The organism is Corynebacterium striatum ATCC 6940 (assembly GCF_000159135.1).
GTDB classification, from domain to species: domain Bacteria; phylum Actinomycetota; class Actinomycetes; order Mycobacteriales; family Mycobacteriaceae; genus Corynebacterium; species Corynebacterium striatum.
This window is the reverse complement of sequence record NZ_GG667519.1, coordinates 419,753-433,474: the sequence shown is the minus strand read 5'-3', so window position 1 is coordinate 433,474 and position 13,722 is coordinate 419,753. Positions and strand designations below refer to the sequence as shown.

The 13,722-nt window shown below is 59.5% G+C and carries 11 protein-coding genes; 7 read left to right on the top strand and 4 right to left on the bottom strand.

Features of this window, described 5'->3' with window-relative positions:
- Positions 1–2: 2 nt before the first annotated feature.
- The 3 genes from HMPREF0308_RS01920 to HMPREF0308_RS01910 all read left to right on the top strand — a co-directional run bounded on the left by HMPREF0308_RS01920 (position 3) and on the right by HMPREF0308_RS01910 (position 4,014).
- Entirely contained in the window at positions 3–926 is a 924-nt protein-coding gene (locus HMPREF0308_RS01920) for a universal stress protein (protein ID WP_005528134.1), read from the top strand.
- Between the two features lie 76 nt (positions 927–1,002).
- Positions 1,003–2,565, top strand: coding sequence for an APC family permease (locus HMPREF0308_RS01915; RefSeq protein WP_005528133.1), 1,563 nt, complete (start codon positions 1,003–1,005; stop codon positions 2,563–2,565).
- 72 nt (positions 2,566–2,637) lie between these two features.
- Positions 2,638–4,014, top strand: coding sequence for an NAD-dependent succinate-semialdehyde dehydrogenase (locus HMPREF0308_RS01910; protein WP_005528132.1), 1,377 nt, complete (start codon positions 2,638–2,640; stop codon positions 4,012–4,014).
- A gap of 112 nt (positions 4,015–4,126) precedes the next feature.
- Here the strand turns inward: HMPREF0308_RS01910 and HMPREF0308_RS01905 are convergent, their stop codons facing one another.
- From HMPREF0308_RS01905 to gabT, 3 genes are all read right to left on the bottom strand, one after another.
- Complete coding sequence (locus tag HMPREF0308_RS01905; protein WP_005528131.1) at positions 4,127–5,338, bottom strand: aromatic amino acid transport family protein; 1,212 nt, start codon at positions 5,336–5,338, stop codon at positions 4,127–4,129.
- Positions 5,339–5,465: 127 nt separating this feature from the next.
- Positions 5,466–6,947 carry an NAD-dependent succinate-semialdehyde dehydrogenase gene (locus tag HMPREF0308_RS01900; RefSeq protein WP_005528130.1) on the bottom strand — a complete coding sequence of 494 codons (1,482 nt, stop codon included), beginning with the start codon at positions 6,945–6,947 and terminating at the stop codon, positions 5,466–5,468.
- A gap of 31 nt (positions 6,948–6,978) precedes the next feature.
- Positions 6,979–8,307, bottom strand: a complete 1,329-nt coding sequence (gabT, locus tag HMPREF0308_RS01895) for a 4-aminobutyrate--2-oxoglutarate transaminase (RefSeq protein WP_005528129.1) — start codon at positions 8,305–8,307, stop codon at positions 6,979–6,981.
- Positions 8,308–8,451: 144 nt separating this feature from the next.
- Between gabT and HMPREF0308_RS01890 the strand changes: the two genes are divergently transcribed.
- The 4 genes from HMPREF0308_RS01890 (at position 8,452) to HMPREF0308_RS13590 (ending at position 12,675) form a co-directional block, all read left to right on the top strand.
- On the top strand, positions 8,452–9,960 hold the full coding sequence (locus HMPREF0308_RS01890; protein WP_034656571.1) for a PucR family transcriptional regulator: 1,509 nt from the start codon (positions 8,452–8,454) through the stop codon (positions 9,958–9,960).
- Between the two features lie 257 nt (positions 9,961–10,217).
- Positions 10,218–11,174: a DUF418 domain-containing protein gene (locus HMPREF0308_RS01885; protein ID WP_005528126.1), complete on the top strand. Its 957-nt coding sequence runs from the start codon at positions 10,218–10,220 to the stop codon at positions 11,172–11,174.
- A gap of 2 nt (positions 11,175–11,176) precedes the next feature.
- Positions 11,177–12,265: a trypsin-like serine protease gene (locus tag HMPREF0308_RS01880; protein WP_005528125.1), complete on the top strand. Its 1,089-nt coding sequence runs from the start codon at positions 11,177–11,179 to the stop codon at positions 12,263–12,265.
- Positions 12,266–12,528: 263 nt separating this feature from the next.
- Positions 12,529–12,675 (top strand): hypothetical protein, encoded by a 147-nt coding sequence (locus HMPREF0308_RS13590; protein WP_155115456.1) that lies wholly within the window; start codon positions 12,529–12,531, stop codon positions 12,673–12,675.
- Between the two features lie 31 nt (positions 12,676–12,706).
- On the opposite strand, the gene HMPREF0308_RS01870 is transcribed toward HMPREF0308_RS13590, so the two are convergent.
- Positions 12,707–13,722, bottom strand: a 1,016-nt coding sequence (locus HMPREF0308_RS01870) for a YbjN domain-containing protein (RefSeq protein ID WP_005528123.1), incomplete at its 5' end; no start/stop codon positions are given.

Genomic DNA, 13,722 nt, shown 5'->3' with positions numbered 1-13,722 from the left:
TATTGTCTGCTTCTGATTTCCAGCGCCGCGCAGCCACCGGACATATCTTGGTGGGCTACGTTGCTACGGACTATGGCAAGGACGCGCTCCGCTTGGGCATCGCCCTTGCCAAGACCCGCAACGTCAACCTTGAGATCGTCATGGCGGCCCCGGCCAATAATTCCTTCTCCGGTGTCTACCCGCACGACCGCGGATACAGCTCCATCCTGGAAGAACAGATTGCAGGTTGGTTGCAGGAGGCGCTGGGCGAAGTCCCCAGTGATATCCGCGCCACCGCCAGGATCGTCCCCGGCGAGTCTGAGGCCGAGGCCCTCAATCGCGCGGCGGAAGAACTGGACTGCGACATGATCGTGGTTGGTGCGCGCAAGGGCGGCCTTTTTGGCCGCTTCCAAATGGGTACTGCGGTCAACACGTTGTTGCACTCCGGTACTGTCCCTATCGCTCTCGCACCACGCGGCTACTCCTACCCCGGCCCCATCAGCCGCATCACCGTCATGTTTGGTCCGCGCCCAGGCACCACGGATGTCATCGCGATTGGTTTGGACCGTGCGCGGCGCCGCCTCATTCCGCTGCGCCTGCTTTCGCTCGTGCTGCCTGGCGAGTCCGATTTGCATGGCCTCGGCACCGACGTTCCCAATGCAGTACGCGCTTACGCCAACCGCAAGCTGGGCGATATCGCCGAAGAAATGCTCTCGGCAGGCTATGCCACAACCGACGTCGCCACTGGGCGCGACGTCGAAGCCGCAATGGAAAACATCACCTGGCAAGACGGAGAGCTCGCCGTGGTTGGCTCTTCTCGCCTCGCGGTTCCCGGCCGACTCTTCTTGGGTGGCACGGCGTCGCGAATGCTGCGCTCCATTCCCGTTCCCATGGTCGTCGTACCAGCCGGCTATATGCACGCCGGCGCCGACAACGAAGCGATCTAGCAAGCGCTTTCGCCCAGATCGCCTCCTAGCACCAGACCGTATTTCCTAGTTCTTTTTTGAAAGGCGGTGAGTAGTCATGACTAGTGCCACTCCTGCACCACCAATTCAACCCACGCCGGGCAGCGGCGATAACATCGCCTCCACCAAGGGCCTGGCTACCGGACGCGTCGGCTTACTCGGCGCAGTCGTCATCGGCATCAGCTGCATCGCGCCGACCTATACGCTGACTTCCGGACTTGGCCCCACCATTTCCGCGGTAGGCGAGTTTGTTCCGGCGGTCCTCCTTTTGGGATTCATCCCGATGCTCCTGGTGGCCTTTGCCTACCGTGAGCTCAACAACGCCGTGCCTGACTCCGGTACTTCCTTTACGTGGGCTACCAAAGCATTCGGCCCGTGGGTGGGCTGGATGGGCGGATGGGGCCTTATTACTGCCACCATCCTGGTGCTTTCGAACCTTGCCGCAGTCGCTGTGGACTTCTTCTATCTCTTCCTGGCCCAGATAGCAGGCCGCCCCGAAATTGCAGATCTGACGCGCAATCTCTGGATTAATATCCCCACCACGATAGTGTTTATCGCCATTGCCGCGTGGGTTTCCTACCGTGGCCTAGATTCCACGCAGAAACTACAGTATGTGCTGGTGGCGGTCCAGATCATCGCCATCGTTGTCTTTGACATCGTGGCCATCGTGCGCGCTTATAAGGGCGGCGGATTCGACTTCACCCCGATTTCAGTTTCATGGTTTAATCCGCTGGAAATCGGCAACTTCTCCCTCATCGCGGCGGGCATTTCCTTGTCCATCTTCATGTTCTGGGGTTGGGACGTCACGCTGACGATGAATGAGGAAACGAAGGACCCAGAAAAGACTCCGGGCCGCGCGGCAACCATCACGGTCTTGGTCATCATCAGCCTCTACGTCCTCACCGCACTGGCGGTCATCACCTGGGCGGGTACTGGTGACGAAGGCTTAGGTGCCGGCAACCCGGAGAACCAGGAATCCATCTTCGCCGCGCTCTCCTCCCCTGTGCTGGGCTCGGCCGCCCTGCTTATCTACGTCGCGGTGCTCTCCAGTTCCTTCGCCTCGCTGCAGTCCACGATGGTCGGCCCCGCCCGTACACTGCTGGCAATGGGCTACTACAAGGCGTTGCCGCCGGTCTTTTCCAAGATCAGCCCCAAGTTCCGCACGCCGTCTACGGCCACGATTGCCTCCGCTATTGCAGCGGGCGGTTTCTACACGGTCACGCGGATCCTTTCTGAGAACGCTCTGTGGGACACCATTTCTGCCCTCGGATTGATGATCTGCTTCTACTACGGCATCACGGCGGTGGCCTGCATCTGGTACTTCCGCCACGAGCTTTTCAGCAGCGTGCACAACGTGGTTTTCAAGTTCTGCTTCCCCTTGGTCGGCGGTGGATTCTTGCTGCTGATGTTCTTTATCACCGCATTCGATTCGCTTAGCCCGGAATACGGTTCTGGCTCCTCGATTTTCGGGGTGGGTACCGTCTTCGTTCTGGGCATGGGCATCTTGCTGCTGGGGGCCGTACTGATGCTGTTCACGCGCTTTGCGCACCCGGATTTCTTCAAGGGCCGCACACTGAAGCGGATAACGTCCGGCGAAGACTCTCAATTGCCGCTAGTTTAGAGGCTAGCCCTATTTCAACCTAGTTCACTTTTAGGCTCCAAAAGGAGCTGGATCACACAACAAGGAGAATTAATGTCTACCACTTACCGAGTTCAAAACCCTGCTACCGACGAGATCGTCGAGACCTTCGACGCGGCAACCGACGCCGAGGTAGAAGGCGCATTGGCGAAGGCCGCCGCAGCCTACCGCGAGTGGAGCGCACGCCCGATGTCCGAGCGCGCGGAAATCGTTGCCCGCGTAGCAGCGCTGTTTGCAGAACGCAAGGAAGAGCTGGCCAAGATTGCCGCGGAAGAGATGGGCAAGCCTATCTCCGAAGGCATCGAGGAAGCAGAATTCTCCGCCGCCATCATCAAGTACTACGCCGATAACGGCGAGGAATTCACCAAGGATCAGTCGATTCCTACGGGCGCCAACGGCACTGCGGTTATCCGCCGCCTGCCCATCGGCCCGCTGCTTGGCATCATGCCGTGGAACTTCCCCTACTACCAGATCGCCCGCTTCGTCGGCCCTAACTTGGTGCTGGGTAACACCATCGTGTTGAAGGACGCTGAGATTTGCCCACGTTCCGCACTCGCAGTGCAGAAGATCATGGATGACGCTGGCATCCCGGAAGGCGTATACAACAACATCTTCGCCACCCACGATCAGATTTCCACCATCATCGCCGATCCACGCATCCAGGGAGTTTCCCTAACTGGTTCCGAGCGCGCCGGCTCCATCGTTGGTGCCCAGGCAGGCCAGCACCTGAAGAAGGCTGTGCTGGAGCTCGGCGGCTCCGATCCTTACATTCTGCTCGACACCGACGACGTCAAAGAAGCAGCCAAGCTGGCGTGGACGACTCGCATGTACAACACTGGCCAGGCCTGCAACTCCAACAAGCGCATGATCGTCATGGAGGACATCTACGACGAGTTCGTGGCTGAGCTCACCAAGCTCGCTGAGGCAGCAAAGGCAGCGCCTGCCGACGCCCAGGGTGAGAACACCTACTCCTGCCTGTCCTCCCGCGGTGCGGCGGAGAACCTCCACGACCAAATTCAACGCGCGGTAAAGGAAGGCGCAACGCTGCGTGCTGGCGGTGAGCTGGCCGACAAGGGTGCTTTCATCTCCCCTGCCGTCATCACCGACATCCCGGTTGGCTCTGACATCTACTACGAGGAGTTCTTCGGCCCAGTCGCAGTGGTCTACAAGGTTTCCTCCGACGAGGAAGCGCTCGAGCTGGCCAACAACACCCAGTTCGGCCTGGGTGGCACCGTCTTTTCCAAGGACACCGAACGCGCAGCCGCCATCTCTCGTCGCCTCGAGGTGGGCATGGCTAACGTCAACACCCCGGCCGGTGAGGGCGAGGAGCTGCCTTTCGGCGGCGTGAAGCGCTCCGGTTTCGGCCGCGAGCTCGGCCCGCTGGGCATGGATGAGTTCGTCAACAAGCAGATGTACTACGTCGAGGGCTAGTCGCTGCTTCCTTCTTTAAACTGCTCCGTTCCTGACACGTTTGGCTCTGAAACTCGCTGTGGCGAGGACCTTCCGCGTTAGGAACGGTGCAGCAACAGTGCGGCCCTTAGAACTAAGCCCAACCGGCCGGCACGAGCCCCAGGATCGAAATCACCGAGTAGACAAACGCCAGGAAGTAAACCACGATGATGGTCCCCTGAATCACCGGGTTTGCCAGCGCGCCGACGCTCCAGCCGGGGTCACGATCGCCCTTCTTGCGGGAGGCATGCAGCAACATCACCGGAATGATCGACATGATTGCACCCGCAAAGCCGCCCGCGTAGGACAGCGCTGCGACGAAACCGCCAAGACCCGCGATGGAGATAGCCAGCGGCGGTACAACGGTCAGCGCCACGGCAATGCCACGCTGCGCGTTGTTGCCCTCCCAGTGCAAAATGTCGAGCACGTTGCGCATGGTGGTAAATCCAATCGCGAGGAAGGAGGTCAGCATCGCTGCCAACGCGAAGATATTGGCCAAGTAGTACGCGACCGGTCCAAGCGCCTCGCCCCAGGCGATGGTAACAACCTCAGTAACGTTCATTCCCAACAGCCCCAGAGCCGCAAACGGCACAAGTGCCAGTGTAAAGCCGGTAATCACCATGCCGAGCACGATGGCGCGAGCTGTCTCCTGCGGCTTCGCTGGGTCCATGCCCTGTACTAGCTCCGGCACCACGTACTGAGCCAAGAACGAGAAGACGGCCAGGTTCAAAATAGGAACGATGAAGAACGGGTGGAGTACCAACAGATTCTCGGCCTCGATTCCAGGTCCCAGAAGGGTCCAGCCGCACAGCACGGCAATGATGATGGCCATACCTGCGGTAATAGCGCCTTCTGTGGCACCGGTGGTGTGCAAGCCGCGGTACATAACCCAAGACCCAAAGCCGAAGAAGATCAACGTTCCTGCCAGCGGCGGCAGGCCGAAAATATTATTGATGAGGTCGCCGGAGCCGGAGGCGTAGGCGATGAGCGCGCCGACGCCGTTGACGATAATCGCCACGAAGACCAGCCAGCGGCCCCACTGCCCCAGATAGTGCTCAGCAAGACCAGAGACCTGCAGAGGCGCCCTCGTGCGCATCGCGGTTTCGGCCACATAGAGCATCGAGATAGTGGTCAGCGTTCCGGCCACCAGCAGCGCAATGACGAGCGCAAGGAAGCCACCGTTGCGCGCTGCATATGGAATCGACAGAATGCCGGCGCCAATGTTAGTGCCGAAGATCAGGGCAATGCCTTGAATAAATGACAGCGCTGGCTTAGGTGCCGCGTTGCTGCGCGTTGAAGTTGTCATCGTTTCCTCCGTTTAAGGCGCCGGCTGCTTGCCGACGCCGCTCTATATAAAACGCACCGTTCCAGACACGGAAGGCCCCCGCCGAAGCGGGTTTGAAAGCCAAACGTGTCAGGAACGGTGCAAGGTATTAAGGCTTCGCGATGTAGCGCACCGAGATGTACTCCTCGATGCCCTCTGCGCCGCCCTCGCGGCCGAAGCCAGACTCTTTGATGCCACCGAATGGAGCGGCGGCGTCGGAAATCGCAGCGCGGTTGATGCCAACCATTCCGGACTCCAGCGCGTGTGCCAGGTACTCCGCGGTGTGGAAGTTCTCCGTGAAAGCATAAGCTGCCAGGCCAAACTCGGTGTCGTTGGCTTTAGCCACGCCCTCCGCCAAGTCGGAATAGGTGGTCACAGTCGCAACGGGACCGAAGATCTCCTGGCGAAGAATCTCGGCGTCATCAGGCAGCTGCGCCAAGACCGTTGCCGGGTAGAAGAAGCCCTTGCCCTCCGGCTTGGAGCCGCCGGTCGTGGCAACAGCACCCTGCTCCAGAGCCTTCGCTACCAAGTCGGCCACCGCATCGCGCTGCTTTGCGCTAATCAGCGGGCCGAGCGCGGTGCCCTCAGACAAGCCGTGGCCCGTCTGGAAAGCCGCCATCTTCTCAGTCAGCCGCTGGGTGAATTCCTCAGCCACTGCCTCGTGCACGATGAAGCGATTCGCCGCGATGCAGGCCTCGCCACCGTTGCGCATCTTCGCCTGCATCGCGCAGTCCAGCACTAGGTCGAGGTTGGCGTCCTCGTGGACCAGGAACGGGGCGTTGCCACCGAGCTCCATGGAGGTCCGCTGCAGGTAATCGGCGGACTGGCGCACCAGAATCTTGCCCACGCCGGTCGAGCCGGTAAACGTCACCTTGCGCAGGCGCGGATCCGCCATGAGCTCGGAAGACAGCGCGCTAGACTGCGTTGTGGTCACGATGGAGAACACACCAGCCGGTACCTCGTGGCGGGCGAATACCTCAGCAATAACCTCACCCAGCAGGAGCATGGTCAGCGGAGTCTCCGCAGCAGGCTTCACCACGACCGGGCAGCCAGCGGCGAACGCCGGGGCAATCTTGCGGGTGGCCATGGCCAGCGGGAAGTTCCATGGGGTAATCGCTAGAACCGGGCCAACCGGGGTGTGCGAAACGGTGATGGAACCATTGCCTGCCGGGGACTGGGAGTAGCGGCCTGGAATGCGCACTGCTTCCTCGGCAAACCAGCGCATGTACTCAGCACCATAGGCCACCTCGCCCAGCGCTTCCGCGTAAGGCTTTCCCATCTCCAAGGTCATCACGCGAGCGAAGTCTTCCTTGCGCTCGTTGATTGCATTGAAGATGTCGGTGAGGATGATGGAGCGGGTACGCGGCGCAAAACCCGCCCACTCTTTTTGCGCGGCGTCGGCAAGCTCCAGCGCGCGCATCCAGTCAGCGGAGGTGCCATCTGCAACGTTGGCAATGACTTCTTCCGTTGCTGGGTCGAGGACCTCGAAAGTGGCGCCGCCGGTGGCTGCGACGTTCTTGCCCTCCAGCCAAAGGCCAGTTGGCAGAGAATCCAACAGCTCAGAAACCTGCGAATAATCAAAGTTTGTCATTTGCTTCTATCCTTTTGGCTGCAGCCCGGACTTACTTGCACTCGTTGAACTGCTTGACTACTACCTGCAGGGCCTCGCGCCACAGATCCTCCGGAATGGCCAGGGAAGGCAGGAAGCGGATGACGTTGTGGTCAAGGCCGCAGGTCAGGAGAAGAACGCCCTCGGCCTTGGCAGCGTCAGCGATCTTGTGGACGAGCTCAGCGTCCGGCTCGCCATCAGCGGTGACGAACTCGAGCGCCAGCATGGCGCCACGGCCACGGAACTCTGCCACGCGCTCGTCGCCGAGGATTGGCTCCAGCTCCTCGCGGGCAATCTTTTCCAGGTTCAGCGCGCGGGCGCCAAAGTCCTTGTCCTCAAATTCCTTGAGGGTAGCCAGCGCTGCTGCACAGGAAACTGGGTTACCGGTGTAGGTGCCGCCCAGGCCGCCTGGCTGCGGTGCGTCCATGATCTCTGCACGGCCGGTGACTGCGGAAAGCGGCATGCCGGAGGCGATGCCCTTAGCGATGGTGACTAAGTCAGGAACGATGCCCTCGTGGTCGGAAGCGAACCAGGAACCAGTGCGCATCATGCCGGCCTGGATCTCGTCGACGATGAAGACGACGTCGTTGTCGTTGCACCACTTCTGGATAGCTGGCAGGTAGCCCTCAGCTGGGACCACGAAGCCGCCCTCACCCTGAATCGGCTCGACCACAACGCAAGCCAGGTTGGCAGCGCCGACTTCCTGTTCAATCATGGTCAGAGTCTTCTTGGCTGCTTCCTCGCCACTGAGCTGGTCGCGCAGCGGGTAAGACATCGGTGCGCGGTAGATTTCCGGCGCGAACGGGCCGAAGCCGTTCTTGTACGGGGACTGCTTCGCGGTCATAGCCATGGTGAGGTTGGTGCGGCCGTGGAAGGCGCGGTCCATGACTACAACGCCGCGCTTGCCGGTGTAGTTGCGGGCAATCTTGACGGCATTCTCAACGGCCTCGGCGCCGGAGTTAAACAGTGCGGTCTTCTTTGGGTGATCGCCCGGAGTGACCTCGTTGAGCTTTTCAGCGACCTCGACGTAGGACTCGTACGGGGAGATGGTGAAGGAGGTGTGGGTGAAGTGTGCGACTGCTTCCTGGACGGCCTTCACCACGGCTGGGTTGGAGGCACCGGCGGAGGTCACGGCGATGCCGGAGGCCAGGTCGATGAAGCGGTTGCCGTCAGCGTCGGCGAGGATGCCGCCGTCAGCGTCGACGACGTAGCCCGGCAGCGAAGGCGCCATGCCAGCTGGGATGGCGTTCTTGCGGCGCTCATCCAGTGCGGCGCTGACTGGTCCGGGGACCTGCTCGGCGAGGTGGCGGGTCTGCTCGATGCGGTATTCAAGTTCCTGCATGATTCTCCTTCAATCGTCTTGCTTTGTGATGTGAATCATTGTGGATGCCACGACTAGTCACAGGCCATGGACATGGCGTATATATTTGGGGCAAAAGACTATTCACTATGTCTATCGACGAGTTGCTGTAAGAAGGACCGGGCAATGAGCGAGCTTCGCTTTCAATGGCTGTTTAACCAGCGCAAACTAAACCTGCGCCCGATTCTCGAAGGCCCGCGTGAGTTCACCACCATCCAAGCCAGCGAGTTGCGCGATCCCAGCGAGTTCACCACTCAGGGCGCCATCATCTTGACCTTGGGACTGGCCTTCGAGCACTCGCCCAGCGACTTTTCCGTCTATGCGCGCACCCTGGCGGCAGCGGGAGTGGGGGCCATCGGCTTCGGCACGGGCCTGACCTTTGCGGAGGTTCCGCAGGAGCTTATCGACGCCGCGGCGCGCCACCACCTCACCCTCTTCGAGGTCCCGCGCGCCACGCCTTTCATCTCGATCATCAATACAGTCACCACGGAGCAAACTCGTATTGAGAACAATCTGCAATTCGCACTACATCGGCAGCAAGAGCGTCTCAACCAGGCGGCCTCGGATGGCATCGAGGTTTTGCTCGAGCGCGCGTCGAAAGAGCTCGGCGCAGCGGTTGCCATTGCAAACGACTCCGGAGTGGTCATCGCACGCCACGATTTCCGTGGACTCAACGCAGCGGACTTCGCGCTTGCCGCCGCCAGCCAGAGCTCAGGGCGTACCTCGGGCGCGCGTTCCAACACGACGAGGGACGGGACCACGATTGCCGCGATTAGCAACGTGTTCAACAGCCACGGCCGCAATCGCATCGCGTTGGCGGTCTCGCGCGAGGAGAAGTTCGACTCTTATGCCCGCGCCCTCATCCGCCACCTCGCGGGTCTTGCCGAACTGCTGCTGCAAAACCGGGATTCCTCCGCGCGCGTGATTTTGGGCGCATTGGCGCTGGCCACGCAGGTCTCCGGCACTGCCACTGCCCTGACAACGCCAGCGATGGAGGCAGCGTTTAATTCGGTCGCCTCGCACGGCAAGGTAGATGTCTATCTCGTACAGGCCGACTCCCCGGCCCGGCTCAGCCGCGCGCTGGGGCTCGTCCACCACGCAGCCAACGACGGCGGCTTTGCGTGCTTTGTGCTGCCGTTGGAGGGGACGGCGTCGGAAAGCGCGCTCATTGCTCTGCCCCCTGAGCCCATCGCTATGCAGACCCTGTTCGGCCGCTACGCCAAGCACCTGCGGGTTTCCCTGCTTAGAGGCGTGGAGTGGGGCGACATCAGCGGCGACCGCGTCAAGGCGCTTACCGTGCACGCGCGTAGCCTGCCGCTGGGCACCCTCGCGGAATTTAGCTCCGACGCGCCCGCCTGGCTCGGGGAATCAGCTGTCCACGCCGCGTTAGGCAAGCGCCGCGAAGCCACCATTGGGCGCCTTTCGCTTTACGACGCCGCACACAACACCGAGCTATTGCGCACGCTGCGGGCTTACTTGCTTGCAGACTCCCAACTCGCCGCTGCCGCCACCGAGCTCAGCGTGCATCGCCACACCGTGCGAGCCCGTATCGAAAAGATCCAGTCCTTATGCGGATTCGACCTCAGTAACCCCGTAACGCGCGCCGAGGTACTTTTGCTTTGTTTGAGCGACTAAAAACTTTCAGTTCACTTTCTTTTAGCCAAGCCTTCAGGTACTAGTTGCCCCTGGGCTCTTTGAGCATGCTAGCTTCCCAGAGAATACACAGATGAAACACTGTGTTTTACACATAATCACTTTGTGTATTGCCAGATTCGGTTGCTACAAATAAGAAGTCGTTTCAATTAAGACGTTTACAGGTCGTACGACGTTTGTAGGGATGCTCTTACTAAAGAGCACCTCCCGATAAGTTGTAATATAAGGAGAATACTGGGGTGAATAAACCTTCACGAATTGTGGGGCTTGATATAGCGCGCTCCCTCGCCATCATCGGCATGATCATTGTCCATATGGCCTCACTGCTTTGGAGCACAAAGGTTGTGCTCTCCGGCCTGCCTTCATCATTGTTCGCCATTATTGCCGGCGCCACCATGATGATTATCGGCCGAAACTACAGCAGCACCACTTTCTTGCGCCTCATCACTCGCGGCGCTCTGATTATCCTCATCGGCATGGCCTTGTTGCCGGTCGGTGGGCAAATTCAAGTAGTCCTCATTGTCATGGGCCTGGTAATGATGTTGGTTTCCTGGATGCCAGCACTCGGAACCTGGTGGCGAGTCGGCTTCTTCATCGCCGCAACTATCGCCGCAACAATTAAGTACGCGCCCATGACGCTGCCACAGATTTATCCGCTTCTGGCGTGGATCGCATATTTCATCGGCGGCATGCTGCTTTACGACGTCTACCTACGCGGTCGTCTGCAAGGCGCCTCCACCTCCGAGACCAGCGCTAATACTCGGTTGAGCTGGATTGTTACCGCTGTCAGCGTTGTCATCGCAGCCGTCGGCATGTACTTCCGATTTGATCCGGAGATTGCTGGCTGGCTCCGATTTACCGGACATACCGGTGTCTTCGGCGAAATCATTCTCTCCGTCGCCGTTGCCGCTATTGTGCTGCATTTGTGCCTGTTTATAGGCGACCGCTTCTCGGCCGCGGTTTACCCATTCGCGGCCATGGGAACAATGTCGCTGACCATTTACATCCTGCACGTTCTCACCGCGTTTTATTGGCAGCAGAATGTGTCTTTGCATTCCACGTTGTCCGCAGCAGGATTCATCGTATTCTTCCTCGTCATCGCAAGCCTCTGGAAGAAGTTTGTGGGACAGGGCCCTGCTGAAAAGCTTGTTGCCACCGTGATCAAGGCCATTGTTCCTTCTGGGAAAGGGAAATAACCGTGAAGAAAACATCTTTTTCCATCGCAGCACTTGTTAGCAGCACTCTGCTTCTATCTGCCGGCCCGGCTCTTGCATTGGAAAACGGCGAACCCGCACCTGCAAATGCTGAAAGCGGTTCTGTGGCCGCGCTAAAGATGGGTAAAATCGGCAATTTTGGTGACTGCACCGGAACGCTGGTTGCAGATCAGTGGGTGCTCACAGCACGCCACTGCCTGGAGTCTGTAAACAACGAAGGAACCCAGGCCCGCATCGGCGGGAAAGTCTACGATGCCGATTCTTGGGCACTGTCTCCAGTGTCTGATGCAGGATTGCTTCACTTGACCGAGAAAGTCACTGACGCAACCCCGGCGAAGGTTTCCCGCAATATTCCGGCACCTGGGCAGACGGGTACTCTCTACGGCTGGAGCAGCAGCTCGTCTATGGCACGCTCCGGGCAGCTTCCGATGACCAAGATGGTGGTCAATGAGCTGCTGGGCGGAGGCCCCTCTGGAGGTACTCCAGACGAGGCTGCGCCTGGTGAAGCTACTCCAGGTGAGGCTATTCCAGGCGGTGCCATGACATCAATGGAAATGCAGCCAGACGCCGTCATGCCAGGTACAGCAATGCCAAATGCAGCTAAGCCAGATGCAGCTAAGCCAGATGCGGTCAAGCCAGATGATTCCAAAACCGAGTCCATCCCTGCTGGAACCGAAAGCATCCCAGCCGACGGTTCCATGATGCCGCTGATCCAAAGCGCCATCCTGGACGCACATTCCGTATCTGGCGCAGGTATGCAGGGCGGCGACTCCGGCGGACCATTCTTCGTTGACGGAGAGCTCGCTGGTCTCGCTACCGCCCAAACTGCGAATGGCGATCCTGACCTGCCCTCCCCCAGCGCGGCAATCACTACCCTCGCAGGAACCGCCGACTGGATTGACGGTGTCACCTCTGGTCGCGACACCAAAAGCGTCCTAACCGCAGCAAACACTCCTGCTCCACCAAAGACCATTCAGACCAGCGCCGATCACATGTGGAGCTACCTCGCCATCGCGTGCGTTGGCCTGGTTATCGCAGCAGCCTGGTCGCGCGTTAGGAATGGCCGAAAGTAGAACCGTCTAACCACAACCACAAGCCGCCTCCCCAGCAAGTACTGGGAAGGCGGCTTTTATCGTGCATGCGAGGAACTTAATCGTGACTGAAACCACCATGCTCCCGCAGCTCAATGCACTGGTTTCAGGTATTCAGGCCTCTCCTGTTCCCGTGTTTGCCACATGCGAAGGTGCAACTGCCTGCGCAGACGCTTCAATTGCATTTGCTTGCGATGTCGTTGGGGCGTCACCGCGCGCTTCAGCTCGCGCTGCTCCAGGACCGCATGAGCGTAGAAGAAGCGGTGGGTGCGGGGGTCGTCGCCAAGCAGGTGCCCCGCGGAGAGGCCCTCGGCGCCCTTCCCGACCGCTTGGTGTGGGAAGAAGATCCCAATACCGCCTACTCGCCTCCGACGAGCACAAGAAAGGCGTAGCAGCCTTCATCGCAAAGCGCCCCGCTCAGTTCTAGTTGTCCGGAGTTTCTAGTTGCTCGGGGTCTGCTTCGTCTTCCCAATCGAAGTCGAGGTAAGGCCGCTCGATTTCCGTGTCCTCCCGCGCAAGGTGCTTGACCACCGGCTCTAGCTCACTGATTGCGTCGAGGTGCCCAAAGATGGCCCCATGAATAGCACAGCCAATCTGCCCCGCGGACATCCCCCTATCGACAAGGAAGTGCTGCTCAAGCGCGATTCCTATATGATCATCTGAGCTCGCCGCGTGAGCCATAGACTCATGCTCACCCGCGTTAAAGTCGTTGAGCACCTGGAGGAGTTCACCATAATTGAACTTCGCGGTATCAGAGTCGAAGTAGGCGCGGACGGACATCCAGCGCCGCCCATCCATGCGGAATACGAAATAATAGCCGTTGATAAACGCGTAAATGGCTTGCTCTTCCGGCTCCATCTCCACATTCTCGATACCTTCCGCAGCGAGAACGCGCTGCACACGTTCCAAGGTCACAGGTACCAGTGTTCCCGTGTTGGATTCCCCGAAACGCTCCGTGAATCCATCGGGTACTCCCGCGAGCTCAGGAACATGCTCGCTGAGAATCTCCAGCGCCGTTTGGACGCTACACATGCTGATATCGATCATGTCCTCCAATTGCATGTCACTTAAGCCTGCACGCAGTTCATAACGGATAGTGATGGCTACTTCGAGGTACCCGTCTTCCTTCTCAGTGAAAGAGGAAGCCGGCCAAAGCAACCGGTTGTTGGACTCGGACACGGCGAATGCAAGATCCGCTGCGCGACTCGAATGCACATTCACCTTGGGTACAGCCTTGAGAGAGAAAAGCTGGCCGTAGGCGCCGTCTAGGGCAATCAAGACGGTAAACCGGGAAAATTCCACAACGAGGATGTCTGATTCGCTTCCTTCGACATGGAAGTCAATGCCGACCTCGCGAAGTGCACCCATGATGCGGGTCAAAGTGACGGGGCGAGCGTCATCGCCAAAGCGGGAAAGGGACTTGTTCTCGCAACTGTTGC

Excerpts from the sequence above, each read along its gene's own strand:
- HMPREF0308_RS01915 (WP_005528133.1), top strand. The coding sequence starts at position 1,003 with ATGACTAGTGCCACTCCTGCACCACCAATTCAACCCACGCCGGGCAGC.
- HMPREF0308_RS01910 (WP_005528132.1), top strand. The coding sequence starts at position 2,638 with ATGTCTACCACTTACCGAGTTCAAAACCCTGCTACCGACGAGATCGTC.
- HMPREF0308_RS01905 (WP_005528131.1), bottom strand. The coding sequence starts at position 5,338 with ATGACAACTTCAACGCGCAGCAACGCGGCACCTAAGCCAGCGCTGTCA.
- HMPREF0308_RS01900 (WP_005528130.1), bottom strand. The coding sequence starts at position 6,947 with ATGACAAACTTTGATTATTCGCAGGTTTCTGAGCTGTTGGATTCTCTG.
- gabT (WP_005528129.1), bottom strand. The coding sequence starts at position 8,307 with ATGCAGGAACTTGAATACCGCATCGAGCAGACCCGCCACCTCGCCGAG.
- HMPREF0308_RS01890 (WP_034656571.1), top strand. The coding sequence starts at position 8,452 with ATGAGCGAGCTTCGCTTTCAATGGCTGTTTAACCAGCGCAAACTAAAC.
- HMPREF0308_RS13590 (WP_155115456.1), top strand. The coding sequence starts at position 12,529 with ATGAGCGTAGAAGAAGCGGTGGGTGCGGGGGTCGTCGCCAAGCAGGTG.